At 71.8% G+C, this 22,982-nt stretch carries 27 protein-coding genes; 13 read left to right on the plus strand and 14 right to left on the minus strand.

Annotated features, from left to right (window positions below; translation table 11 throughout):
• Nucleotides 1-112: 112 nt before the first annotated feature.
• From OG207_RS12805 to OG207_RS12820, 4 genes are all read left to right on the plus strand, one after another.
• Nucleotides 113-898, plus strand: coding sequence for an amino acid ABC transporter ATP-binding protein (locus OG207_RS12805; protein WP_329098705.1), 786 nt, complete (start codon nt 113-115; stop codon nt 896-898).
• Nucleotides 899-1,015: 117 nt separating this feature from the next.
• Nucleotides 1,016-1,867 carry a glutamate ABC transporter substrate-binding protein gene (locus OG207_RS12810; RefSeq protein WP_329098706.1) on the plus strand — a complete coding sequence of 284 codons (852 nt, stop codon included), beginning with the start codon at nt 1,016-1,018 and terminating at the stop codon, nt 1,865-1,867.
• A gap of 83 nt (nt 1,868-1,950) precedes the next feature.
• Complete coding sequence (locus OG207_RS12815; protein WP_329098708.1) at nt 1,951-2,625, plus strand: amino acid ABC transporter permease; 675 nt, start codon at nt 1,951-1,953, stop codon at nt 2,623-2,625.
• The gene (locus OG207_RS12820) at nt 2,622-3,512 is read left to right on the plus strand and encodes an amino acid ABC transporter permease (RefSeq protein WP_329098710.1); all 891 of its coding nucleotides are present in this window, start codon (nt 2,622-2,624) and stop codon (nt 3,510-3,512) included. Before OG207_RS12815 ends, OG207_RS12820 begins: the two co-directional genes overlap by 4 nt.
• Nucleotides 3,513-3,683: 171 nt before the next feature.
• On the opposite strand, the gene OG207_RS12825 is transcribed toward OG207_RS12820, so the two are convergent.
• Nucleotides 3,684-3,902, minus strand: coding sequence for a hypothetical protein (locus tag OG207_RS12825; protein WP_329098712.1), 219 nt, complete (start codon nt 3,900-3,902; stop codon nt 3,684-3,686).
• A 68-nt stretch (nt 3,903-3,970) separates the two neighbouring features.
• Between OG207_RS12825 and OG207_RS12830 the strand changes: the two genes are divergently transcribed.
• The 4 genes from OG207_RS12830 to OG207_RS12840 all read left to right on the plus strand — a co-directional run bounded on the left by OG207_RS12830 (nt 3,971) and on the right by OG207_RS12840 (nt 6,701).
• On the plus strand, nt 3,971-5,569 hold the full coding sequence (locus OG207_RS12830; RefSeq protein ID WP_329098714.1) for an FAD-dependent oxidoreductase: 1,599 nt from the start codon (nt 3,971-3,973) through the stop codon (nt 5,567-5,569).
• A 32-nt stretch (nt 5,570-5,601) separates the two neighbouring features.
• Nucleotides 5,602-5,688 carry a putative leader peptide gene (locus OG207_RS44065; protein WP_311318651.1) on the plus strand — a complete coding sequence of 29 codons (87 nt, stop codon included), beginning with the start codon at nt 5,602-5,604 and terminating at the stop codon, nt 5,686-5,688.
• Nucleotides 5,689-5,766: 78 nt separating this feature from the next.
• On the plus strand, nt 5,767-6,315 hold the full coding sequence (locus OG207_RS12835) for a cysteine dioxygenase (protein ID WP_329098716.1): 549 nt from the start codon (nt 5,767-5,769) through the stop codon (nt 6,313-6,315).
• Entirely contained in the window at nt 6,312-6,701 is a 390-nt protein-coding gene (locus OG207_RS12840; protein WP_402695294.1) for a rhodanese-like domain-containing protein, read from the plus strand. The genes OG207_RS12835 and OG207_RS12840 overlap by 4 nt, the downstream gene beginning before the upstream one ends.
• Before the next feature lie 119 nt (nt 6,702-6,820).
• Here OG207_RS12840 and OG207_RS12845 read toward each other — a convergent pair whose 3' ends face one another.
• The 3 genes from OG207_RS12845 to recA all read right to left on the minus strand — a co-directional run bounded on the left by OG207_RS12845 (nt 6,821) and on the right by recA (nt 11,146).
• Nucleotides 6,821-9,379 (minus strand): FtsX-like permease family protein, encoded by a 2,559-nt coding sequence (locus OG207_RS12845; protein ID WP_329098718.1) that lies wholly within the window; start codon nt 9,377-9,379, stop codon nt 6,821-6,823.
• 90 nt (nt 9,380-9,469) lie between these two features.
• Nucleotides 9,470-10,036 carry a recombination regulator RecX gene (gene recX, locus OG207_RS12850; RefSeq protein WP_329098720.1) on the minus strand — a complete coding sequence of 189 codons (567 nt, stop codon included), beginning with the start codon at nt 10,034-10,036 and terminating at the stop codon, nt 9,470-9,472.
• Nucleotides 10,037-10,039: 3 nt separating this feature from the next.
• Nucleotides 10,040-11,146: a recombinase RecA gene (gene recA / locus OG207_RS12855; protein ID WP_329098721.1), complete on the minus strand. Its 1,107-nt coding sequence runs from the start codon at nt 11,144-11,146 to the stop codon at nt 10,040-10,042.
• A 265-nt stretch (nt 11,147-11,411) separates the two neighbouring features.
• On the opposite strand from recA, the gene OG207_RS12860 reads away from it, so the two are divergent.
• The gene (locus tag OG207_RS12860) at nt 11,412-11,762 is read left to right on the plus strand and encodes a hypothetical protein (protein ID WP_329098722.1); all 351 of its coding nucleotides are present in this window, start codon (nt 11,412-11,414) and stop codon (nt 11,760-11,762) included.
• A 161-nt stretch (nt 11,763-11,923) separates the two neighbouring features.
• On the plus strand, nt 11,924-12,649 hold the full coding sequence (locus tag OG207_RS12865) for a class I SAM-dependent methyltransferase (RefSeq protein ID WP_329098724.1): 726 nt from the start codon (nt 11,924-11,926) through the stop codon (nt 12,647-12,649).
• A gap of 64 nt (nt 12,650-12,713) precedes the next feature.
• Here OG207_RS12865 and OG207_RS12870 read toward each other — a convergent pair whose 3' ends face one another.
• Nucleotides 12,714-13,049: a deoxyxylulose-5-phosphate synthase gene (locus OG207_RS12870; RefSeq protein ID WP_329098725.1), complete on the minus strand. Its 336-nt coding sequence runs from the start codon at nt 13,047-13,049 to the stop codon at nt 12,714-12,716.
• A 152-nt stretch (nt 13,050-13,201) separates the two neighbouring features.
• Between OG207_RS12870 and OG207_RS12875 the strand changes: the two genes are divergently transcribed.
• Nucleotides 13,202-14,467 carry an IS701 family transposase gene (locus OG207_RS12875; protein WP_329095407.1) on the plus strand — a complete coding sequence of 422 codons (1,266 nt, stop codon included), beginning with the start codon at nt 13,202-13,204 and terminating at the stop codon, nt 14,465-14,467.
• A gap of 272 nt (nt 14,468-14,739) precedes the next feature.
• Here the strand turns inward: OG207_RS12875 and OG207_RS12880 are convergent, their stop codons facing one another.
• The 3 genes from OG207_RS12880 to OG207_RS12890 form a co-directional block, all read right to left on the minus strand.
• Nucleotides 14,740-16,098, minus strand: a complete 1,359-nt coding sequence (locus OG207_RS12880) for an SMI1/KNR4 family protein (RefSeq protein ID WP_329098726.1) — start codon at nt 16,096-16,098, stop codon at nt 14,740-14,742.
• Between the two features lie 97 nt (nt 16,099-16,195).
• Nucleotides 16,196-16,651, minus strand: a complete 456-nt coding sequence (locus tag OG207_RS12885; RefSeq protein WP_329098727.1) for a hypothetical protein — start codon at nt 16,649-16,651, stop codon at nt 16,196-16,198.
• 106 nt (nt 16,652-16,757) lie between these two features.
• Nucleotides 16,758-17,381: a class I SAM-dependent methyltransferase gene (locus tag OG207_RS12890; RefSeq protein ID WP_329098729.1), complete on the minus strand. Its 624-nt coding sequence runs from the start codon at nt 17,379-17,381 to the stop codon at nt 16,758-16,760.
• A gap of 123 nt (nt 17,382-17,504) precedes the next feature.
• Here OG207_RS12890 and OG207_RS12895 point away from each other — a divergent pair, with 123 nt between their 5' ends.
• Nucleotides 17,505-18,260: a Clp protease N-terminal domain-containing protein gene (locus tag OG207_RS12895; RefSeq protein ID WP_329098730.1), complete on the plus strand. Its 756-nt coding sequence runs from the start codon at nt 17,505-17,507 to the stop codon at nt 18,258-18,260.
• Here the strand turns inward: OG207_RS12895 and OG207_RS12900 are convergent.
• Nucleotides 18,214-19,413, minus strand: a complete 1,200-nt coding sequence (locus OG207_RS12900; RefSeq protein WP_402697472.1) for an AI-2E family transporter — start codon at nt 19,411-19,413, stop codon at nt 18,214-18,216. The two genes, OG207_RS12895 and OG207_RS12900, sit on opposite strands and share 47 nt — an antisense overlap.
• A gap of 98 nt (nt 19,414-19,511) precedes the next feature.
• Nucleotides 19,512-19,706 (minus strand): DUF3046 domain-containing protein, encoded by a 195-nt coding sequence (locus OG207_RS12905; protein ID WP_033217375.1) that lies wholly within the window; start codon nt 19,704-19,706, stop codon nt 19,512-19,514.
• Between the two features lie 81 nt (nt 19,707-19,787).
• Between OG207_RS12905 and OG207_RS12910 the strand changes: the two genes are divergently transcribed.
• Entirely contained in the window at nt 19,788-20,780 is a 993-nt protein-coding gene (locus OG207_RS12910) for a hypothetical protein (protein WP_329098733.1), read from the plus strand.
• Here OG207_RS12910 and OG207_RS12915 read toward each other — a convergent pair.
• Genes OG207_RS12915 through OG207_RS12930 form a run of 4 tightly spaced genes read right to left on the minus strand, consistent with a single transcriptional unit; the run spans nt 20,749 to nt 22,934 of the window.
• Complete coding sequence (locus tag OG207_RS12915) at nt 20,749-21,057, minus strand: AzlD domain-containing protein (RefSeq protein WP_030010743.1); 309 nt, start codon at nt 21,055-21,057, stop codon at nt 20,749-20,751. The two genes, OG207_RS12910 and OG207_RS12915, sit on opposite strands and share 32 nt — an antisense overlap.
• Nucleotides 21,054-21,743, minus strand: a complete 690-nt coding sequence (locus OG207_RS12920) for an AzlC family ABC transporter permease (protein WP_443072862.1) — start codon at nt 21,741-21,743, stop codon at nt 21,054-21,056. Before OG207_RS12920 ends, OG207_RS12915 begins: the two co-directional genes overlap by 4 nt.
• A gap of 42 nt (nt 21,744-21,785) precedes the next feature.
• Nucleotides 21,786-22,061, minus strand: a complete 276-nt coding sequence (locus tag OG207_RS12925; RefSeq protein WP_329098735.1) for a DUF2716 domain-containing protein — start codon at nt 22,059-22,061, stop codon at nt 21,786-21,788.
• A 24-nt stretch (nt 22,062-22,085) separates the two neighbouring features.
• Nucleotides 22,086-22,934, minus strand: a complete 849-nt coding sequence (locus OG207_RS12930) for an AraC family transcriptional regulator (RefSeq protein WP_329098737.1) — start codon at nt 22,932-22,934, stop codon at nt 22,086-22,088.
• Nucleotides 22,935-22,982: the final 48 nt, after the last annotated feature.

Raw genomic sequence — 22,982 nt, forward strand, 5'->3', positions numbered from 1 at the left:
CGTATCGGGAAGAGGCCGGATCGTTATCCTCAATTCTCCCTCAGATGTGATGACGTTGTGCGCGTCACGTCACTACTGTCCTGCCAACCGAGGAGGACGGAGCAAGAAGCCGATGAGCGGAGTATCAGTGACCAAGGACGTGCAGGACGCGGCCGGTGCCGCAGACGACCTGGTCGTACTGAGCAACGTCAACAAGCACTTCGGCGCGCTGCACGTGCTTCAGGACATCGATCTGAGCATTGCCCGCGGTGAGGTAGTCGTGGTGATCGGTCCCTCGGGATCGGGCAAGTCCACGCTGTGCCGGACCATCAACCGGCTGGAGACCATCGACTCGGGCACCATCACGCTCGACGGGAAGGACCTGCCCTCCGAGGGCAAGGAACTGGCCCGGCTGCGCGCCGACGTCGGCATGGTGTTCCAGTCGTTCAACCTCTTCGCGCACAAGACGGTGCTGCAGAACGTCATGCTGGGCCAGCTGAAGGTCCGCAAGACCGACAAGGCCACGGCCCACGCGAAGGCGCTGTCCCTGCTGGAGCGGGTGGGCGTCGGCTCCCAGGCCGACAAGTACCCGGCACAGCTCTCCGGTGGCCAGCAGCAGCGCGTGGCGATCGCCCGGGCGCTCGCCATGGAGCCGAAGGTGATGCTCTTCGACGAGCCGACCTCGGCCCTGGACCCGGAAATGATCAACGAGGTGCTGGAGGTCATGCAGCAGCTCGCCCGCGAGGGCATGACGATGGTGGTCGTCACGCACGAGATGGGCTTCGCGCGGTCCGCCGCCAACCGGGTCGTCTTCATGGCCGACGGAAAGATCGTCGAAGAGGCGACTCCCGAGCAGTTCTTCAGCAACCCGCGCAGCGATCGGGCGAAGGACTTCCTGTCGAAGATCCTGCACCACTGAGATTTCCGTCTGGTAGTCATCCGTATGCGGATCGTCGCCGGATCGTTCCTGTCTGCCGTGCGTGCGCCGCAAGCGTCGCTCGTCGTTCAACCACGTCTCATCCGAGGGAAGTTCACCATGAAGATCTCCAAGGCCGCTGCGGCCGCGGCCGTCGCCGTCGCCCTGTCCCTGACCGCGACCGCGTGTGGCGGCAGCAAGCAGGACGCCGCCAGTGACGGCGGTGCGTCCGGTGGCGCCAAGGACAAGATCGTCGTCGGCATCAAGTACGACCAGCCCGGTCTGGGCCTGAAGACCCCGGACGGCAAGTACACGGGCTTCGACGTCGACGTGGCGACCTACGTCGCCAAGGAGCTCGGCTACGAGCCGAACCAGATCGAGTTCAAGCAGGCCGTCAGCGCCGAGCGCGAGAACCTGATCGCGAACGGTGACGTGAAGTTCGTCGTCGCGACCTACTCGATCAACGACAAGCGCAAGGAGAAGGTCGACTTCGCCGGCCCGTACTTCCTCGCGCACCAGGACCTGCTGGTCCGCGCCGACGAAACGGGCATCACCAAGGCCGAGGACCTGAACAAGAAGAAGCTCTGCTCGGTCACCGGCTCCACGTCGGCGCAGAACGTCAAGACCAAGCTGGCTCCCGAGGCCGACCTGCTGGAGCAGGGCGGCTACTCCGAGTGCATCACCGGCCTGGAGAACAAGGCCGTCGACGCCCTGACCACGGACAACTCGATCCTGGCGGGCTACGCGGCGCAGGACAAGAACAAGGGCAAGTTCAAGCTGGTCGGGCTGAGCCTGAGCAACGAGAACTACGGCATCGGTCTGAAGAAGGGCGACAAGGAGCTCCAGACCAAGATCAACGCCGCGCTCAAGAAGATGGTCGAGGACGGCAGCTGGCAGAAGGCCGTGGACAAGAACCTCGGCCCGGCCAACTACAAGAACGAGCCTGCTCCGCAGATCACCGAAGGCAGCTGATTCATCGGTGAGGAGCGTCGCCGCCCGCCTGCCGCGGGCGGCGGCGCACCTCACCGGCCATCCTGGGGAGAGCGCAGGGCATCGTGTTCGATTTTCTTGATTCCGGGCAGTACGACGTGCTCGGAGCCTTCTGGGTGACGGTTCAGCTCACCCTCTACTCGGCGGTCGGATCCCTGATCTGGGGGACCGTCCTGGCGGGGATGCGGGTCAGCCCGGTCCCGCTGCTGCGGGGCTTCGGCACCGCCTACGTCAACCTGGTCCGCAACACCCCGCTGACCTTGCTGATCATCGGTTGCTCGCTGGGGCTCAACCAGACGCTCGGCATCGCCCTGGGCGGCAGCACGTTCAAGGAGATCGGCTTCCGGCTCGCGGTCCTCGGACTGACCGCCTACACCGGCACCTTCGTCTGCGAGGCCCTGCGCTCCGGCATCAACACCGTGCCCGTGGGTCAGGCCGAGGCGGCCCGCGCACTGGGGCTGAGCTTCTTCCAGGTGCTCACCCTGATCGTGCTCCCCCAGGCTTTCCGGGCGGTCATCGCACCGCTCGCCAACGTACTGATCGCACTCACCAAGAACACCACGGTGGCGGCGACCATCGGCGTGGCCGAAGCGGCCCTGCTGATGAAGGAAATGCTCGAGAACGAACCGCAGGCGCTCTTCGCGGTCTTCGCTGTCTTCGCTCTCGGTTTCGTCCTGCTGACCCTGCCCACCGGCCTTCTGCTGGGCTGGGTCGCCAAGCGAGTGGCGGTGAAGCGATGAGTTCCGTTCTGTACGACACCCCTGGCCCCAAGGCCAAGGCGCGCAACTGGATCTACAGCGGGCTCTTCGTCGTGCTGTTCGGGCTCGTCCTGTGGTGGGCGCTGTCCCTCATGGGCGAGAAGGGCCAGCTCGACGCCGACAAGTGGTCCCCCTTCGTCACCGACAGCCGGGTCTGGACCACGTACCTGCTCCCGGGCCTGGTGGAGACCCTCAAGGCCGGCGCGCTCGCCATGCTGATCGCCCTCCCGTTCGGCGCGCTGCTGGGCATCGGTCGACTGTCGGACCACGCGTGGGTGCGGGGTCCGGTCGGCGCGTGGGTCGAGTTCTTCCGTGCCATCCCGGTGCTGATGCTGATGCTGTTCGGCTTCGCGCTGATGGCGCCGCGGCTCATGGACGTCCCCTCCGACACCCGGCCCTTCTGGGCCGTGGTCACGGGCCTGGTCCTCTACAACTCGGCCGTCATCGCCGAGATCGTCCGGGCGGGCGTGCTCTCCCTGCCCCACGGCCAGAGCGACGCCGCCAAGGCGATCGGCATGCGCAAGGGCCAGACGATGTTCCACGTGCTGATCCCGCAGGCCGTGACGGCGATGCTGCCGGCCCTGGTCAGCCAGCTCGTGGTGATCCTCAAGGACACCGCGATCGGTGGCGCCCTGCTGGGCTTCGGGGAACTGCTCTCCATGAACCGGCAGATCTCGGCCAACTACAGCAACACCATCCCGACGCTCTTCGTGATCGCACTGATCTACATCGTCGTGAACTTCGGCCTCACCTCGTTCGCCTCCTTGCTGGAGGGCCGACTGCGGAAGTCGAAGAAGAGCACCGGTGCGGTGGTCGGCGTCAACGATGTGAACGACATGGCGACCGGGGCGAACTCGGGCGGGATCTGACGGCCCTCCCGGTCCAGGGGCCGTTGGGGCTCTGACCTCACGTCATTCATATTGCTCAGTCTGTGTGGTGCGGCGGAATTCATCCGCCGCACCACATTGCGTTGTACCGATCGATGCGACTTCCGGCTTCGACGTCGGCCGTGCTGGAGGAGCCTCGAGCGATCCAGTCCATCAGTGGGACCTCGTGATGATGCCGCCGCTCTTTACCGAGGTGAACGGCGGGCAGGCGATGAAGGAGGGGGCACGCTCGTCCTTCCATTCCAGCGAATGGACACTGACGTCGCCGCCGCCGTCCTCACGCACGCAGATGACCGCCGCCTTGCAGTGTCCATCCTTGACGCCCTTTTCGGAATTTCCGATTCCATTTACCGCTGCGCCGACCAGGGTCACTTGACGCGGGCACCTACAGTGGGTTGCATACGTTCTGTGATCACATACCGGACATCGGGAGCCGCGCCATGGACCCGGTGATCGTCGTCGGCGCGGGACCCGTCGGACTGTCCCTGTCGCTCGCCCTGGCAGGTGCGGGCGTACCCTCCGTCGTGCTCGACGAGGGGCCCGGAAAGGAAGAGGTCCGGCCGGCCCGTACCGTCGTCCTGCACGCCGAAACGTCGGCCATGGCGCACCGGCTGGGCTGTACGACGCTGCGCGACGAGGGGACGTACTTCGCCGCCTGGCGCACGATGCGCCGGCGCCAGACCGACCGGCGGATCACCTTCGAGGACCGCCAGGCCCCGCTGCACGTGCCGCAACACGCACTGACGCGCGGACTGCGCGACGCCGCCGTGTCCCACCCGCTCGTCCAGCTGGTCACCGACAGCAAGCTGGATTCCCTGGAGCAGGACGGCCGGGGCGTCACCGCGCACACCCGGGGCGCCGAAACCACCTGGTGGCGCGGGAGTTACCTGGTCGGCTGCGACGGCGCCCGCTCCACCGTGCGCAAGCTGCTCGGCATCCGCTTTCCGGGCCGCACCGCCGTGGAGCGGCACGCCGTGGCCGCGCTGCGCACCGAACTGCCCTGGCCCGGCGAGGCCTTGCTGCACCGCAGCCCGCCGCAGGAGGTCACCTCGCGGCCGCTGCGCGACGGGGTGTGGCGGTTGGACTGGCTACTCCCGCCCCGCGGGGAACTCGTGACCCCCGACGTGCTGGTGACCCTGATCCGCGACACCCTCGCGGTGTGGTGCGGCGGCACGACACCCCCGTACGACCTCATCGACACCGGGGTCCACACCCTGCACCACCGCCTCGCCCGCCGCTGGCGCGACGGCCGCGCCTTCCTCGCCGGAGACGCCGCGCACCTGCTGGGCGCGCTCGGCACCCAAGGGGTCGAGGAGGGACTCCGGGACGCCGAGAACCTGGCGTGGAAGCTCTCCCTGGCCTGGCACCAGGGCGCTTCCGAGGCCCTGCTCGACAGCTACGAGGGCGAGCGGCGCACCGCGGTCGCCTCCCGCCTGCGCGCGGCCGACCAGGCGATGCCGTCGCTGCGCGCCGGGGGCGGCCTGCGCACCTACCTCCCCGGCGCCGCACGTTCCGCCGAATCCCTGCTCACCGACGGCCACCTGGGGCGCGGACCGCTGGGCTCGGAGCCCACGTACGCCCCGCCGGTCGCCGTGCACGAGGTCCCGACGGCCACGGAGCCGGGCGGCCCGGTGGCGAACGTTGCGGTGACCGCGCCCGACGGGGCGACCGTGCCGCTGCGGGACCTGCTCGGGCAGGGCCGGTTCCTGGTGGTCCTGGTGGCTCCCGGCACCGGGGTCTGGGACCGCCGCCACTGGCTCGGCGCCGGACTGATGCCCCGACTCGCCGCGGCGGTGAGCGCCCTCCCGGTCCGCACCGACCTGCTGGTCGCGGACGGCTATCCGGGGGCTCCGGCGCACACCGTGCTGCTGGTGCGGCCGGACGGGCACCTGGCGGCGACCTTCGCGGGGGTCCGCCCGGCGGAACTGTACGAGGCGGCGGACACCCTACGGGCGGGCGCGCCCGCGTCCCGGGTACCGGCGCCCGCTCAGGCGTCGTCGGTGCCGATGCCGACGACGCCGACCGCGGTGATCGATTGACCGTCTCCGGGACTCCGTGGTTCACTCGCGGAGTGACCGGCAACGACGTACGCCTGTGGCGGAGGGTCCATATGGACCTGCTCCGCTACGCGGGCTGCGTGTGTCGCCCTTCCTGCTGATTCGCCCTTCCCTCCGCGCGCCCCGTGCCGTCCACCGGCCTGCGCGCACCTCCGCGAACCCAGGAACGGTCCCCCTTCATGTCTGCACCCGCATCCGCACCCCCGTACGCCCTGGAGTCCTCGACGGCGGCCGGCGGCCCCACGGCCGCCGAGCTCCTCGATTTCGCCCTCCGCACGGCGGCCGACGCCGAGGTCGTGGCCTCGCTGCCACTCGATCCCGAGGGCCGCACCTGGATCCGGCTGGACGGGCCGGGCGGCAGCGAGGCGTGGCTGATCGGCTGGCCTCCGGGCACCGGCACCGGCTGGCACGACCACGCCGAATCGCGGGGCGCCTTCGCCACCGCCCGGGGCCGGCTCACCGAGCACTCGCTGACCGTGCGCCTGCCCGCGGAGGGCTGGAGGTCCCTGGAACTGGCCCCGGACGTCGACCGCCGCCGCACCCTGGCCGCGGGATCGGGGCGCGCCTTCCGGGAACACCACGTGCACGAGGTCCTCAACGAGTCGCAGGCCGAGCACGCGGTCTCCGTGCACGCCTACTACCCGCCGCTCCCGCTGATCCGCCGCTACAGCCGCAGCGGCCCGGTGCTCAGCCTGGAGCACGTCGAGCGTCCGGCGGACTGGCAGTGAGCGCCCCGATCGGCATCGACGAGTTGCTGGAGCGGGTCCGCGCGGGCTACACCCGCGTGGATGCGCGGGAGGCGTACGCCGCCTCCCGCGCCGGGGCCCTCCTGGTGGACATCCGCTACCAGGCCCTGCGCGAGCGGGACGGGCTGGTCCCGGGCGCGCTGGTGGTCGAGCGCAACGAACTGGAGTGGCGCCTGGACCCACGGGGCAGCCACCGCCTCCCCGAGGCCACGGGCCACGACCTCCAGGTGGTGGTGATCTGCAACGAGGGCTACGCGTCCAGCCTCGCCGCGGCCTCGCTGCACGCCCTGGGGATCCACCGCGCGACAGACCTGACCGGCGGCTTCCAGGCCTGGAAGTCCGCCGGCCTCCCGGTCGCACCCGCCTGATGCCCCCGGGCTCCGGCCGGACCCGGTTCTCGAACGCCGGACGGGCTGGAAGGTCCGGCCTCGCCGGCCTTCGCGGCGCCGTTTCCGGGGGCAGCGCCCCCGGCAACGGCGCCGCACGCCTAGGCCGTGGCCACTTCCACCGGAGGTACCCGCAACGCCGCCCGGCCCGGGAGGGCGGTGGCCGCCAGGGCCAGCATCCCGGCCACCCCCACCACGGCCGCGTAGGCCACCGGCAGCACCGCGGGCGCCGCCGCCCCCGTCATGCCCACGCTGAACGCGGTCAGTACGGCCAGCGCGATCCCAGATCCCAGCGCCGTCCCGATCAGGAGCACCGCCAGTGCCTCCGTCCGCAGCATCCGCAGCACCTGCCGGCGCTTCGCCCCGGCCAGCCGCAGCATCGCGAACTCCCGGAACCGCTCGGCGGTCGACATCGCGAGCGTGTTCACCACCGCGATCGCGGTGAAGGCCAGCACCAGTCCCATCGCCAGCAGGTTGATCTCCGCCCCGGCGTCCTGCCGCTCCGCCCGTGCCGCGTCGGCGTCCACCGCGGACAGCACCCGTACGTCCGGGAACTCCCGGACCGCGGAGACCAGTTGCTCCCGTCCGGTCCCCGAACCCGGTTCCGCCGCCACCAGCACGCTGGCGGCCAGCGGATTGTCCGCGTGCGCGGCCACCAGCCCGTGCGGCAGCGTCAGATCGCCGAAGCCGAGGCCCCGCGCGTACACGGCCGAGACCGTCAGCGTGACCGGGGTACCGTCCCCCAGCGTCAGCTTCAGCGGGCTCCCGGGCTTCAGCCCCAGCTGGTCGGCGGCGAGTTCGCTCACCGCCGCGCTCCCCTCGCCGAAGCCGTCCAGGCTGCCGCCGGTGACCTCCGGGTCCCAGGTCCGGGTCAGCCCGGCCGGGGTCACGCCCTGCGCGGCGTACTTCGTGAGCCCCACCCGTACCGAGGTGTGCACGATCTCGGTGGCCGCCGTGACCCCCGGGGTGCGCCGGACCCGCTCGACGGCCTCCCTCGTCACTCCCGGCCCCTGCGCGGCCAGTGCCCACGGGGCCCGGATCCCCTCGCGGGCCTGGGCCCGGGCGGCGTCCCCGAGCGTCGGGGTGATGAAGAGCACGGTGCAGGTCATGCCAATCAGCAGCGCCAGCGGGGTGACGGCGGAGGCCATGCGCGTGGCGTTCCCGCGCAGGTTGGCGGTGGCCAGGTGACCGCCCGGGCCGGCCAGCCGCAGCGGTCCGGCGAGCAGCGCGGTGGCGGCCCGTACGAGCAGCGGGCCGAGCAGCGAAACCGCCCCGGCCAGTACCACCACGGCGAGGAAGGTGACCGGGGTGGAGGCCGGCTCGGTGCGCAGCGAGCCGAGTACGACGACCAGCACCGCCCCGCCCGCCAGCAGCAGCACGCCGAGTCCGCTGCGGATCCAACCGGGCCGCCCCCGCTCGACGGCGGCTTCGGCGAGCGCCTCGGCCGGGCGGATCCGGGCGATCCGGCGGCCGGTGATCCGGGCGGCGGCCCAGGCTCCGAGCAGGCTGGCCGCGACGGCCGCGAACATCGGGAAGATGCCGGCGGTGGGCTCCAAGGTGGCGGGGACGACCCCGCCGTCGACGAACCGGCCGTGCAGCCAGGCGGCGAGCGGCAGCCCGGCGAGCGCTCCGGCGACGCCGGCGGCCAGGCCGACGAGCAGTGCTTCCCGGCCGATCATGCGCCGCAGCTGCCCCGGGGTGGCGGCGATGGCCCGCAGTAGGGCGAGTTCGCGGTAGCGCTGCTGGACGGAGAGCGCGAAGGTCCCGACAACCACGAGGATCGCGACGAGCAGCGAGGTGCCGCCCATCGCACCGCCCATGGAGACCAGTTTGATGCGGGCGCCGGCGGCGTCGAGGAATTCCACGGGGCCGCGCCCGTCACCCGTGGCGACCTGCGCCGTGGTGCCTTGCAGTGCCCGCTCGACCCGGGCGGCGAGCTCGGTGGCGCCGACACCCGGCGCGGGCAGCACTCCGATGGCGCTGACCTGACCGTCGCGGGCGGCGAGGCGCCGGGCCTCGTCGTCACTGAAGAAGAGCGCGTGCTGCTGCGCGAGGTCGCCCCGGGCGCCCCGGTCCGTCTTCGCGACCCCGCTGACCCGGTACGTCTTGGGTTCGCCGGTGGACTGCACGGCGAGCTCGGAGCCCGGCTCCAGCCCGGCGCGGGCGGCCAGCGCCCGGTCGACGACGACCTCGCCGCCGCTCTGCGGGGCGCGGCCCTCGCTGAGGGTGAAGGGGGTCAGTGCGGCGGAGGTCCAGGCGTGCCCGTACGGGGGCACCACCGGCGCGCCGGGGCCCTCGAGCAGGGGGACGGCCTGGAAGGTGAGCTCGGGGACGGCCCGTTCGACGCCGGGTACGGCACGGACCGTGTCCACGGTGGCGGCGGGGAGCCAGGCCCGCTCGGCGACCGGTTTGGCCTTGTGCTTGGTCTTGGTCCGTCCGCCCTTCTTCTCCTTGACCGTGGTCTCGTGGACGTTCTGGTCGGCGGAGACGAGGATCGGCGCGGCCGCGTAGCGCTCGGTGCCGATCTTTCCGCGGAGGCCCGTTTCCAGGAGTGTCCCGCAGGCGGTGACGAGGGCGGCCGCGCACAGCAGTGCGACGAAGGCGCCGAGGAAACCCGCCTTGCGGTCCCTGACGGTCTGGAGGGCGTAACGCAGCATCATGCGGCCAACTTTGCCGTCGCGCCGGGCGACTGACATTGGCGTGCCCCGGCGTCTGGTCCCGGGGGCTACCCCCACCCCGGGCCCACCGGCTCACTCCCCCGGGTACCCCAGGTCGTCGGCGTCGTCGCCCTCCGTCTCCAGCGCCCGGCGCACCACCCGCAGGGCCATGCCCTCCGGGTATCCCTTGCGGGCGAGCATCCCGGCGAGGCGCCGGATCCGCTTGTCCCGCTCCAGGCCCCGGGTGGAACGGAGCTTGCGCTCCACGAGCTCCCGGGCGGTCTGCTCTTCCTGATCGGAATCCAGCAGCTCCAGGGCCTCCTCCACGAGGGTGGCGTGCACCCCCTTGGTCCGGAGCTCCTGGGCCAGCGCCCGACGGGCCAGGCCCCGGCCGCGGTGCCGGGATTCGACCCAAGCTCCGGCGAAGGCCGCGTCGTCGATCAGGCCCACCTCCTCGTAGCGGGAGAGGACCTGTTGCGACACCTCCTCGGGGATGCCCCGCTTGTGCAGGGCGTCCGCGAGCTGGCGCCGGGTACGCGGGCTCCCGGTGAGCAGGCGCAGACAGATCGCCCGCGCCTGCTCCTCGGGGCTCTGGGGCGGCAGCTCCGAACGGCCCTCACGGCCGCCTCGGCGCTCGCCGCCCCCTTCCTGCTCCCGCACGGGTCAGCTCTTGGCCACGGCGGCCTTGGCCGTCGTCTTGGCCTTCGATGCCGGGGCGGGCACGGCGGTGGCCGCGGCGTCGGCCACGTCCGTACCGGCTTCGGCGGCGTCCTTGCGGACACCCACGCCCAGCTTCTCCTTGATCTTCCGCTCGATCTCGTTGGCGAGGTCGGGGTTGTCCTTCAGGAAGTTACGGGCGTTCTCCTTGCCCTGGCCGAGCTGGTCGCCCTCGTACGTGTACCAGGCACCGGCCTTGCGGACGAAGCCGTGCTCCACGCCCATGTCGATCAGACCGCCCTCGCGGCTGATGCCCTGCCCGTAGAGGATGTCGAACTCGGCCTGCTTGAACGGGGGCGCGACCTTGTTCTTGACGACCTTGACGCGGGTGCGGTTACCGACCGCGTCCGTGCCGTCCTTGAGGGTCTCGATGCGGCGGATGTCGAGGCGCACGGAGGCGTAGAACTTTAGCGCGCGACCACCGGTGGTGGTCTCGGGCGAGCCGAACATCACACCGATCTTCTCGCGGAGCTGGTTGATGAAGATCGCGGTGGTCTTGGACTGGTTGAGCGCACCGGTGATCTTCCGGAGTGCCTGGCTCATCAGTCGGGCCTGGAGGCCGACGTGCGAGTCGCCCATCTCGCCCTCGATCTCCGCGCGCGGCACGAGGGCCGCCACCGAGTCGATGACGATCAGGTCGAGGGCACCGGAGCGGACCAGCATGTCCACGATCTCCAGCGCCTGCTCGCCGGTGTCCGGCTGCGACAGGATGAGGTTGTCGGTGTCGACGCCGAGGGCCTTCGCGTACTCGGGGTCGAGCGCGTGCTCGGCGTCCACGAAGGCGACGGTGCCGCCGGCCTTCTGTGCGTTGGCCACGGCGTGCAGGGTCAGGGTCGTCTTACCGGAGGACTCCGGGCCGTACACCTCGATCACACGGCCGCGGGGCAGCCCGCCGACGCCGAGGGCGATGTCCAGGGCGGTCGACCCGGTGGGGATGACCTCGATGGGGTCGTTCGGCTTGTCGCCGAGGCGCATGACCGCACCCTTGCCGAATTGCCGTTCAATCTGTGCGAGAGCGGCGTCGAGAGCCTTCTCGCGGTCGGTGCCTGCCATGGGTTCCACCCGGTTTGCTTGAGTCGATCGCTTCACGTCACTGACGCTAATGCCTGCCACTGACAATGCGCCTCCACGAGCGTTTCGGCTGTGGATAACCCATCAGAATGGATGTTCGATTTCCCTGTCAAGCGCACCACGCCCGCCCCGGCCCACGACCGAGGCCGCGCCGCCGTTCGGGAACGGGCGCCGGCTCACGACCGTCTCCACCCCCGGGTGGTGCGAGGAGAACCGGCCGCCGTCAACCGAACGACAGGAGACCCACGTGCCCGCGCTGCGCCGCCCGTCCCGCGTGACGGCGATCTGCCTCGTCCTGGCCACCGCACTGCTGGCCGGCGGCGTCTTCGCCGTCCGGCAGGGCCCGGCGGCGGGCCTTCTCCCCGAAGCGACATGGGGCGGCTGGCGGTCCCGAGAGGTGCTGCACTGGTCGACACACGTCCGGGTCAACAGGTGGGCACACGCCGCAGAGGCGGAGATCCGCATGGGCAAGGCCGAGTGGATCACGCTCAAGGCGTACGGCGAGGACGCCCACGGCACCACGGGCATGTACCCCACTGCCTTCACCCTCACCCCCGACGGGAAGCTCACCGGGCGGGAAGTCGCACTCGCTGGCTGACACTTGACGGAGCGACCGCTCGCCCGCGGGGTTCACTCGAAGACCCGGCGCGTCGCCCAGCCCGACCTGCCGGGTCCGAGTGCGCTCTCCACGCCCCCGCCCGGGCGGGGCCGCCAAAACCCTGTGGCTCTTCGGGGTCGGCCCTGCATACGTTCGGCCGCATGGCTGACGACTGCTTCGGGCACCCGCAACTGGCCGCGATCTACGATCCGCTCGACCCCGACCGCAGCGATCTCGATGCCTACCTCCGCATCGCGGAAGAGTTCGAGGCGCACCGGGTCCTGGACATCGGCTGCGGCACGGGGGTGTTCGCGCTCCTCCTCGCCGAGCGCGGGATCGACGTCGTCGGCATCGACCCCGCCCGGGCGTCCATCGACGTCGCCCGGGCCAAACCGGGTGGCGAGCGGGTACGCTGGATCTGCGGTGACGCGACAACCCTCCCGCCACTGCAGGTCGACCTCGCAACAATGACGGCGAACGTGGCCCAGGCCATCGTTGATCCGGGCAACTGGCAGAAGACCCTGCGGGGAGCCCATGAGGCACTACGGCCCGGTGGGCACCTGGTCTTCGAGACCCGTGACCCGGCGAGGCGCGCCTGGGAGGAGTGGACCCCCGAGAACTCCCGCCGCGTGACCGAGATCCCGGGCGTCGGCCCCGTCGAGAGCTGGGTCCGGCTGATCGAGGTGAGCCGGCCCCTGGTGACCTTTCGCCGGACCTACGTCTTCGCAGCGGACGGGCGGGTGCTGACCTCGGATTCGACGCTGCGCTTCCGCGGGCGCGAAGAGATCGAGACGGACCTGGTCACCCATGGCTACTCGGTGCAGGACGTGCGCGATGCGCCGGACAGGCCGGGCGACGAGTTCGTCTTCCTCGCACGACGCCCCTGATCCCGAGCGATCCACGCCGCTCCGTCACGCCCCTGCGGTACCGGGACGCAGGAGCGCCCCGTCATCAGGATCCGGGGTCGCGCAGTACGAGCACCTCCGCGAAGGGCCTGCCGGTCCGCTCCGCGTACGCCATCCGCTCGCGCACCTCGCGCAGGGTGCGCGGCCGGTATCCCGGTCCGCCGAAGCAGCAGTTCTTGTGGAAACGCACGCCCGCGTTCAGCAGCACGGCGAGCGTCCGCCATGCCGCGGCGTCCCGCCGACGGGGCACGGCGAAGGCCGACCCCACATGGACCAGGGCTCCCGCACACCGCGGACAGATCCGCTCCCGGTCCCTGTCGTAGGGCTGCTTGTACGAGGCCCTGCAGGGCAGGCAGACGTAGGAGGTCTTCGCATGAGCCATGGGAGCAGGGTAGGCAGTTCCCGCACCGGGATCACCGCGATTGCGGGGCCCGGAACGGCGGGGGCGGGGGTCCGGTCACAGCGCTAGTAGGGCTTGGTCAGGTTGGGGCTGGTGTTGCGTGTCCTAAGGGCTCGGTGAGTCGTTCAAGACGTGTGACGCCGGAGGAAATTGCAGCTGTACGTGGCGAGTTGGAGGACTTCGCGGCGGAGGTTTTCGAGCCGTTCGCGCGTAAGGATCAGCGTCGGTGGGGGCGGGTTTACCTGCGGGGCCTGCTCACGGACGGGCAGCGCAAGTCGGTCGAGCCGATGGCCGCCCGGCTGGGCGAGGACGGGAACCGTCAGGCCCTGGCCCACTTCATCACCACCAGCCCGTGGGACCCCGCGCATGTGCGGGCCCGGCTGGCCTGGAGCATGGAGAAGGCGATCCGGCCCACCGTGCTGATCTTCGATGACACCGGCTTCCTCAAGGACGGCAATGCCTCGGCGTGTGTCTCGCGGCAGTACACCGGCACTGCGGGCAAGGTCACCAACTGCCAGGTGGGCGTCTCCCTGCACCTGGCCTCGGACCACGCCTCGGTGGCGGTCAACTGGCGGCTGTTCCAGCCCGAGGCCTGGGACCCCGCCTCGCCGAAGGCGGACCCGGCCAAGGTCGCCCGCCGCACCGCCTGCGGCATTCCCGACGACACCGGGCATGTGGAGAAATGGCAGCTGGCCCTGGACATGCTGGATGAGACCCGCTCGTGGGGCATCGAGGTGCCGCTGGCCGTCGCGGACGCCGGATACGGAGACGCGGCGGCATTCCGGCACGGCCTGCAGGCCCGCGGCCTCAACTACATGGTGGGGATCTCCACCACCCTCTCGGCCCAGCCCGGCGAAGCCGTGCCGGTGACCGAGCCCTACTCCGGGAACGGACGGCCACCCGTGGCGAAGTACCCGGACAAGCCGCAGTCGGTGAAACAGCTGGTCATCGCGGCCGGCCGGAAGACGGCGAAGCCAGTGCAATGGCGTGAGGGCTCCCGGCCCGGCACCGGCCGCAGCGGCTTCAAGCGGATGTACTCGCGGTTCGTGGCCTTGCGGATCCGGCCTGCCGGTCGCGAGGTCCGCCACACGGTCGAGGGCCCGGAACTGCCCGCATGCTGGCTGCTGGCCGAGTGGCCGGCCGACCAGGGCGAACCCGTTCAGTTCTGGCTCTCCGACCTGCCCGCCGACACCCCGCTGACCACCCTGGTCCGCCTGGCCAAGCTCCGCTGGCGCATCGAGCACGACTACCGCGAGATGAAACAGGCCCTGGGACTTGCCCACTTCGAGGGACGCACCTGGAACGGATGGCACCACCACGTCACCCTCGTATCCGTCGCCCACGCCTTCTGCACCCTGCAACGACTGGCCAGAGCCCCAAAAGACATGGCGCCGGCCTGAGCCTCTACCAAGTCGTCCGCGAGCTACAAACCCTCCTCGCGACATGGACCGGCGCATGCCCCACCTGCCACCGCGGCATACCCACACCAACCCCAACCTGACCAAGCCCTACTAGTGCTGTGGCCGGAAAGGTTTGCCGGTTCGCGGCGTTCGGTGCGGTACATCGCAAGGCGGAAGGCCGCGGCTCGTACTGGACGTACTTGCGCGGTCCGACAACGCGGCGAGGTGCCGTACCGGGCGTCGTGAGCCGGTGAACCTTTCCGGCCACAGCACTAGAGGGGACCGAGGTCACCGTGGAGGACGGTCCGGGTGATCGGGGGCCGATCCCGGAGGGCGAGGATCTCGTTGGCGAGGTCCACGACGGGGAGCGGGTCCTGGTCGCGGTGCACCTCGATGGAGGCCGCCTCGAGGCTGCGCGGTACGGCTCCGGCATCGAGCAGGACGCGCCAGTCCTGCGGGCCCAGTTCGAGGAACTCCAGTGCGGTCAGTCGGGCGATCTCCAGCGGGTCGGCGAGCGTGCCCGGGGAGGCGGTGAGGGTCCGTAGCCGGGGCAGTCCCATGACGGGGACGAGGCTCAGCGGTGCGCCCTGCCATCCGCCGGTGGACAGCACCTCCAGGCGCGGGTCGACGACGGCACGGGGGTCCGTCAGGCCCGCGAGGTCGGTCCGGGCGCCGGGCCGAGGTCGGTCCCCCGGGCGGTCGCGGCGCCCTTCCCCGCGTCCGTTGACCACCAGGTCGGTGAGGGAGTCGGCGAGCAGTTCACCGCCGATGACCTGCTCGTGGTCGATCAGCACGATCTGTCCGAGGGCGCCCCGCGGGCCCGGCGTCAGATCGACCGCGATCGGGTCGCCTCCGCCGCCGACCGCGAAGACGATCCAGCCCGGGGAACCGACCAGGCCCTGTACGGCGGCGCCGGGCGGTGTGTCGACGACCTGCATCGCCGCGGACCGCCAGTCGCACGGACGGGTGGGGGCGCGGGCGACGTACAAGCGCTCCAAGGGGAGGAGTTCGCAGTCGACCGCCCCATCGAGGTGTTCGGCGGCCCCGTCGACGTCGCCGCGGCCCCTGCGCCCCGCCGCGGTCACCCGGTGGAGCACCTTGAGCTCGTCGGGCAGCGTGACGCCCAGTCGTTCCTCCGCGGCGGCGATCTCCGCCTCCGTAGCCCCCCGGGCGCCGGGCACCTGCGCGCGGAGCGTGCGTTCCAGCAAGGCCGGATCCGCCGACGGCGACGGTGCCGCCCCGGGGGTCGGATCGGGGAGGCGGCGCCAGGGTTCGGCGAGCGCCCCCTCGACCAGGAGGAGCGCCCCCGGGTGCACGGTGGCGAATCCGGGCTCCACGGCGGGTCCGGGATCGATCAGGTGGAGCGCGGTCGCCCCGGTCGGCGAGACCTCCGCCTTGAAGCAGACGTCGCGGGCTTCCGCGTCCGCGAGCGCGCGCAGCACCCGCTCCACCGCGTCGAGCTCGGCCCGGCTCGCCCGTCCGCGCCGCGGACGTCGAGGGGCCCGTACCCAACCGCGCCGGCCGATCCGTCCCGCCAGGTGGCCGTCCGGGGCCGCAGGTGTCCGCACACCGTCGGCGCGCAGGATCCGCAGCAGCGGCTCCCAGGTCGCGAAGTCGTGCATCGCGGGCAAGAACGGCCTCCGGTCGAGTGCGGCGGCCGGTCGTCCGCCACCCCCGCCGGCCCTGCACACACCCTACGCAGCACCACCGACACCCGCCCCGGTCAGGTCACTTGGCCGCCAGGACCGCCTTGATCATCGAGACGGTGCTGACCAGTTTGGGGAGGCCTTCCGTCTGGACCGCCCTGATGCCCCGGGAGACCTGGCTCCCGTCCTTCTTCGCGGCCCCGTCGGCGCATTCTGCCGCCCCCCGCCGGAACCCGCCGAGGGCCTCCTTCCAGTGCCGCTGGGCGGCTTCGTCCGGGATCGGGTCGAGCTTCTCGGCCTTGGCGGTCTGGGCCAGCAGGTCCTGGCAGGCGGGTCCTTGGACGTCGATCGTGCGCATGCTCACCTCGTTGACCCGGCCGGCGTCCTCGGTCAGCTTCCTGATCTGCTCCTCGCCCCCCGAGCCGTACCACTCCTCCAGCCGCTCGGCCGGGGTCTGGGAACAGCCTCCGAGCAACAGCACGACCGCTGCGACGGTGGCGGTGGCGGTGGCACGGGTCGTCGCTGCGGGGACGCGCACGCGGAATCTCATGGAACCTGGAACCCCCCCTGGATCGGTCCGACCGATGCTGCCAGGGGCGCTCGGGGCCCGTGCCCCTCGTGATGGTTTCGTGACGGGTCGTCGGTCAGAGGGAGATCGCCGTCCCGAGGGACTCGGCGGCCAGGAACTTCGGCGCGCCCTCCTCGTAGAAGACGTCGAGGGCCGTGACCGTGAATCCGGCCGCCGCCAGCAGGTCCGGGGCGGATCGGGTGAGGTGGCAGCCGCCCAGGAGCCGCATGTTCAGCGGTTCGAGCCGTCGCTGCATGCGGCGCACGCGCCAATCGCCTTCCGGGGCGAGCCCGTGTTCGACGAAGTGCAGGGTTCCGCCCCGCTTGAGCACGCGGCGCAGCTCGCGCAGGGCGGCCACGGCGTCCGGGATGGTGCACAGCGTCCAGGTGGACAGCGCGGAGTCGAAGCCACCGTCCTCGAAGGGCAGCGACTGGCCGTCCAGGCCGGCCCGCCGGACCGGGACGCGGGCGCCGCGCACGCGCTCCGCGGCCAGCCGCCACGCGACGTCGGACGGCTCGACCGCCGACACGCCCGTGACGCCCTGCGGGTAGAAGGGGGCGTTGTGCCCCGCGCCGAAGCCGATCTCGACGACCTCGCCCGCCAGCCCCGCGCAGACCCGGCGTCGCAGCGGCCGGGCCATCTTGGCCCCGCAGGCGACGTTGAGGATCCGCGGCACTGCCTGCTCTGCGTAGAACCCCATGGCGGCCTCCGCGTCTCGCGCTTCCTCCTCAGGATGACACCGCGGCCCCGCGCCCACGAACACCCCACGCGGGTGACAACCTGAGGTTGACACTCATCGAGGTGTCAACCTAGGGTTGCACCTATGACGAACCCTTCGGTGGAACCCGTTCGCATGACCAATCCGGTACGCCTCGACGACCTGATCGAGGCCATCAACAAGGTCCACACGGACCCCCTGGAGCAGCTCAGCGACGCCGTCGTCGCAGCAGAGGCCCTCGGGGACGTCGCGGACCACCTCATCGGCCACTTCGTCGACCAGGCCCGCCGCTCCGGCGCCTCCTGGACCGACATCGGCCGCAGCATGGGCGTCACCCGCCAGGCGGCCCAGAAGCGCTTCGTCCCCAAGGCGGACAAGGAGGGCGCGGGTGGCATGGACCCGAGCGCCGGCTTCGGCCGCTTCACCCCCCGCGCCCGCAACGTCGTCATGACCGCCCAGAACGAGGCCCGCGCCGCCGGCAACACCGAGATCCGAACCGAGCACCTGGTCCTGGGCCTCCTCGCCGAGTTCGAGGGCCTCGCCGGGTACGCCCTGAGCGCCCAGGGGGTCTCGGCGGACGAGGTGCGCGCCGCCGTGACCGCCCTGCTGCCCCCGGCCCAGCCGGAGGTCCCCGACCTGATCCCCTTCGACGCGTCCGCGAAGAAGGCCCTCGAACTCACCTTCCGCGAAGCCCTCCGCATGGGCCACGACTTCGTCGGCACGGAGCACGTCCTGCTCGCGCTCCTGGAGCTGGAGAACGGCGAGGGCCCGCTGAGCGGTCTCGGACTCGACAAGGCCGCCGTCGAGACGACCGTCAGCGAAGCCTTGGCAGTCGTACGCGTCGACGCCGACGGGCAGTAGAGGACTCCGCGTCCCGCGTCAGTTCGTAGCGCTTGACGTACGCACCGAGGAAGGACTGCAGGGTGGCGACGGCCGGGATCGCGATGAGCGCCCCGACCGCGCCCAGCAGGGCGGTGCCCGCGATGACCGATCCGAAGGCCACCGCCGGATGGATGTCCACGGTCTTCGAGGTCAGCTTCGGCTGCAGGACGTAGTTCTCGAACTGCTGGTAGATCACCACGAAGCCGAGTACGTACAGCGCGTACCAGGGGTCCACGGTGAAGGCGAGCAGGACCGGCAGCGCGCCCGCGAGATAGGTGCCGATGGTGGGGACGAACTGCGAGACCAGTCCCACCCACACGGCGAGCGCGGGCGCGTACGGCACCCCGAGGACCGCCAGCACGATGTAGGTCGCGACACCGGAGATCAGGGCCATCAGCCCGCGCGAGTAGAGGTACCCGCCCGTCTTGGCGACGGCGATCTCCCAGGCGCGCAGCACCTCGGCCTGCTTCGCGGGCGGCAGTACGGAGCACAGCGCGCGCCGCAGCCGCGGTCCGTCGGCGGCGAAGTAGAAGGAGAACAGTCCGATCGTCAGCAGCTTGAAGAGTCCGCCGAGCACGGTGGCGGAGACGTCGAGCACTCCGGACGCGCTGTTCTGCACGTACTTGCGCAGCCAGTCGGAGCGCAGCACGCTCTCCTGGATCTCCAGCCGGGACAGTTCGGTGTGGAAGGTGGAGTTGATCGCTTTGATCACCGAGTCGAGATAGCCCGGGAAGCCCTCGACCATGGCGACGATCTGCCCGGCGAGCAGCGAGCCGAGCAGGGCGAGGAAGCCCGCGGTCACGATGAGCACCGCGAGGAACACCACGAAGGTGGCGAGCCCGCGGCGCATGCCGCCGGCCGCCATCCTGGCCACCGCCGGTTCGATCGCGAGCGCGAGGAAGAACGCGATCAGGATGTTGACGAGGAGGCCTATCAGCTGGTGGAAGGCCCAGCTACCGAGCTGGAAACAGGCCACGAGGGCCAGTACGAGGACCACGGCGCGCGGCAGCCAGCGCGGCATGCGCGCATCGTCCGCGGCGGGGGCCGCACCGGACGGGGGCGACCCGGGCGGACCCGGCCGACCCGGCTGATCCGGCGTTTTCGGCTCCTCCGCCTCCACCGGCGGTGTCACCCCCCGCGCCTCGGCGGACTGATCGGTCGTTTCTTCGCTGGCTGCCACGGCGCCAAGTCTGTCCCACCCGCGCCCGCCCTCGCGAAACAGCGCGCTGGTCAGCGCAGCGACGCCGGTACGTCCATCGCCGAACACACCGCGCGCCACACGTCCTTGGTCTCCCAGCCCGCATCCAGCGCCTGGTGGACGGTGCGCCCGCCCAGCTCCGTCATGACGTGGTCCCGCGCGAAGGAGTCCGCATAGCCCGCGCCGAAGTGCTCCGCCATCCGTTCCCAGAAAATCGTCAACCGCATGCCCCCAGTATCCCGCCCCGGGAGAGTGCACCGCCCGCGTTCGGCCCTCCCCGCCGCACCGCTGCGTCCTACGTTGCACGCATGCCCGGAGACGAAGCTTCCCCGCAGACCCCCCAGAACCCTCAGCCCTCTCAGCCCCCGCAGACCCCGCTGGCCCGCGCCGAAGGGTTCATCTGGCTCACGGCCCGCGTGCTGGAGCAGCGGCGGTTCGCGTTCCACTTCCTCGGCGGGGACGCCGACCCGGTGGACACGGCCCTCGGTTCGTACCTCAACGCGGACGGAGGATACGGTCACGCACTCGATCCGGATCTTCGCGGTCCGCTCAGCCAACCCCTACACACCGCGCACGCGCTGCGCGTGCTCGACAGCCTGGGCCGCTGCGCCGGGCAGCGCGTCGAGCGGCTCTGCCGCCACCTGACCGGGGTCTCCACCGCGGACGGCGCGCTTCCGGTGGTCTTCCCGGCCCCCCGCGACTATCCGGCGGCCCCCTACCACCCCCTGCACGACGACCCGCCGGGCGAGCTGCTGACCACGGGCCCGGTCGTCGGCGTACTGCACCGCAACCGGGTCTGGCACGCCTGGCTCTTCCGGGCCACGGACTTCTGCTGGGACCGGGTCGAGAACCTGCACCACTCGCACCCGTACGAGATCCAGAGCGCGGTGGCCTTCCTCGACGGCATCCCCGACCGGGCGCGCGCGGCGGCGGCCGCGGACCGGCTGGGGCGGCTGGTGCGCGAGCAGCGGCTCGTGGTGCTCGATCCGGTGCGGCGGGCGGAGTACCCGGAAGCCCCCGGCTACGCGCCGGGCGAGCGGCTGTACCCGCACGACTTCGCCCGGCGGCCGGAGTCGCTGGCCCGCGGCTGGTTCACCGATGCGGAGCTGCGCCGCTCACTGGACTTCCTGGCCTCCGAGCAGCAGCCGGACGGCGGCTGGCCGGTGCGCCGGCGGGCGTGGGCGCCCGGGAGTTCGCTGGAGCGGCGGCCGATCGCCACCCTGGAGGCCCTGCTCACCCTGCGTGCGTACGGGCGCCTGCCCGCCAAGGTCAGCCCCCCAGGGCCCGTACCCCCGCGGTGACGACGACGGCGGCCGCGACCACGACCAGGAACGGGGCCCGCAGCAGCAGCGCCAGCCCGGCGGCCGCGAGTCCGGCGGCGCGGGCGTCGACGACGAGGGCGGACCCGGTGCTGAAGGTCTGTTGGGCGGTGAGGGCGGCGAGCAGGGCGACCGGCAACAGTGCGGCCAGGCGGCGCACGAGCGGCCGTTCCAGGGCCCCGGCGGGGACGAGCAGCCCGGCGAGCTTGACGGCGTAGCAGCCGACGACCGTGAGGCCGATGGCGATCCAGACGTTCACGGACGGCGTCCCTTCATCCACAGCACGACGGGGGCGGCCAGGGCCGCGATCAGCACGGGCACCCCGGCGGGCAGTACGGGCAGGAAGCCGAGGCCGAGGACGAGCGCGAGGGCGGCGACGGCCCGCTCAGTGGAGGTCTTCAGCATCGGGGCCAGCAGCGCCAGGAACACGGCGGGGCCGGCGGCGTCCAGGCCCCACGCCCTGGTGTCCCCGATGGCCTCGGCCCCGAGCGCACCGAGCAGGGTGGTGAGGTTCCACAGCACGTAGAGGGTGAGTCCGGTGACGGTGAAGCCGAGCCGGGCCGACTTCCGGTCGGGCTGGGCCAGCGCGACGGCAGTGGTCTCGTCGATCACCCAGTGCGCAGCGAGGGGCCGCACGGCGCGGGGCAGCCTGAGCAGCTGCGACAGCCGCAGCCCGTAGAAGGCGTTCCGGGTCCCGAGGAAGAAGGCCCCGGCGGCGGCGGTGAACGGGTTCCCGCCCGCCGCGAGCGCCCCGACCAGGGCGAACTGCGAAGCACCGGTGAAGACGAGGAGGCTGAGCACACAGGCCTGGAGGGTGCTGATGCCGGCCCCGGCGGCGGTCACCCCGAAGGCGAACCCGGACAGTCCGACGGCCACCCCGACCCCGAGCGCGTCCCGCACCACGGCGGCGCGCGGCCGCTCGTCGGGCGCCTGTGTCTCTCGTATCTCTGGCTCTGTGACCAGCTGGTTCTCTCCCACGCCCCGAAACTACGCGGGGCCCGCCTGACGGGTCTTGTACGTTCTTGCGCGCGCCCGGAGTGAGTCCCGCCGGCGCACCGGTTCCCCGAGCAGCGCGGTGAGCTCGGCCTCGGCCCCGGCGGTCAGCGGCGCCCCGAACGCGCACGGGGTGGGCTCCCTGGGGGGCCCGAGCGTCCCGAAGCGCGGCTCGGGGTCGAGGTGGCGGTGGTGGTCGCCGTCCGGATGGACCGAACCCGGCCGCTCGGGAAGCCGTCCCCGCACGTGCGCCTCGTAACGTGCCCGCACCCCCCGATGTCCATGATCGGCAGCCTAGAGCGTGCGCTCCCGCCGGTACGCGCCGGGCGGCACCCCCACGATCCGGGTGAAGTGCCGGTTCAGGTGCGGCTGGTCGGTGAAGCCCACGGCGACGGCCGCCTCCGCGGGCGCCGTGCCCGCGTCGAGGAGCCGGCGCGCCTGCCGGACGCGGGCGTCGGTCAGCCAGGTGTGCGGCGGCATCCCGTACCGCTCGCGGAAGGCCCGCAGCAGCGCGAAGGGGCTCGTGCCCAGCTCCGCGGCGAGCTGCTCCAACGACGGCGGGTCGGCCATCCGCTCCTGCAGTACGGCCCGGGCCGCCGCGGCGTCGGCGCCGCCCGCACCGCGGACGGTACGGGCGGGCAGCGGTCCGGCGTGCCGGGTCAGCATCCGCGCCACCACGCTGCGCAGCAGTGTGTCGGCGGCCAGTGCGTTCCCCGCCTCGGCGGCCCGGTGGATCTCGGTGATGGCCTGCGCGCCCTGGGGGTCGGCGACCATGTCGGTGGTGAAGCCGGGGGTGCCGCGCAGGGTGCCGAGGTCGTCGGCGACCTCGGCGAGCAGCTCGCTGGAGGGGTAGAGGGTGGCGTACGCCCAGCCCTCGGGCACGCCGGCGCGCGCGGTGTGCGGTACCTCGGGGTTGATCAGGACCACGCTGCCCGGTCCGGCGCGCACCACGTGGCCGGGGAGCCCGATCTCCTCGACGCCTCCGGTGACGGCCGCGATGACGTACCCGTCGTGCGCGTGGCGCGGGAAGGTGTGGCGCACGTAGTGGGCGCGCAGCAGGTCGAGGCCCGGCAGTTCCGCGTACTGCCAGTGCCGTGCCCACTCCCGGCGCCCCCCGGCGCCCTCGTCCTCGTCCGTCCCCATCCCCCCATTCTGCGCCCGGCCCGCGTCGCGCGTTTGCCCAGGTCCGGC

Origin of the sequence: Streptomyces sp. NBC_01439 (genome assembly GCF_036227605.1) — a bacterium.
Lineage (GTDB): Bacteria > Actinomycetota > Actinomycetes > Streptomycetales > Streptomycetaceae > Streptomyces.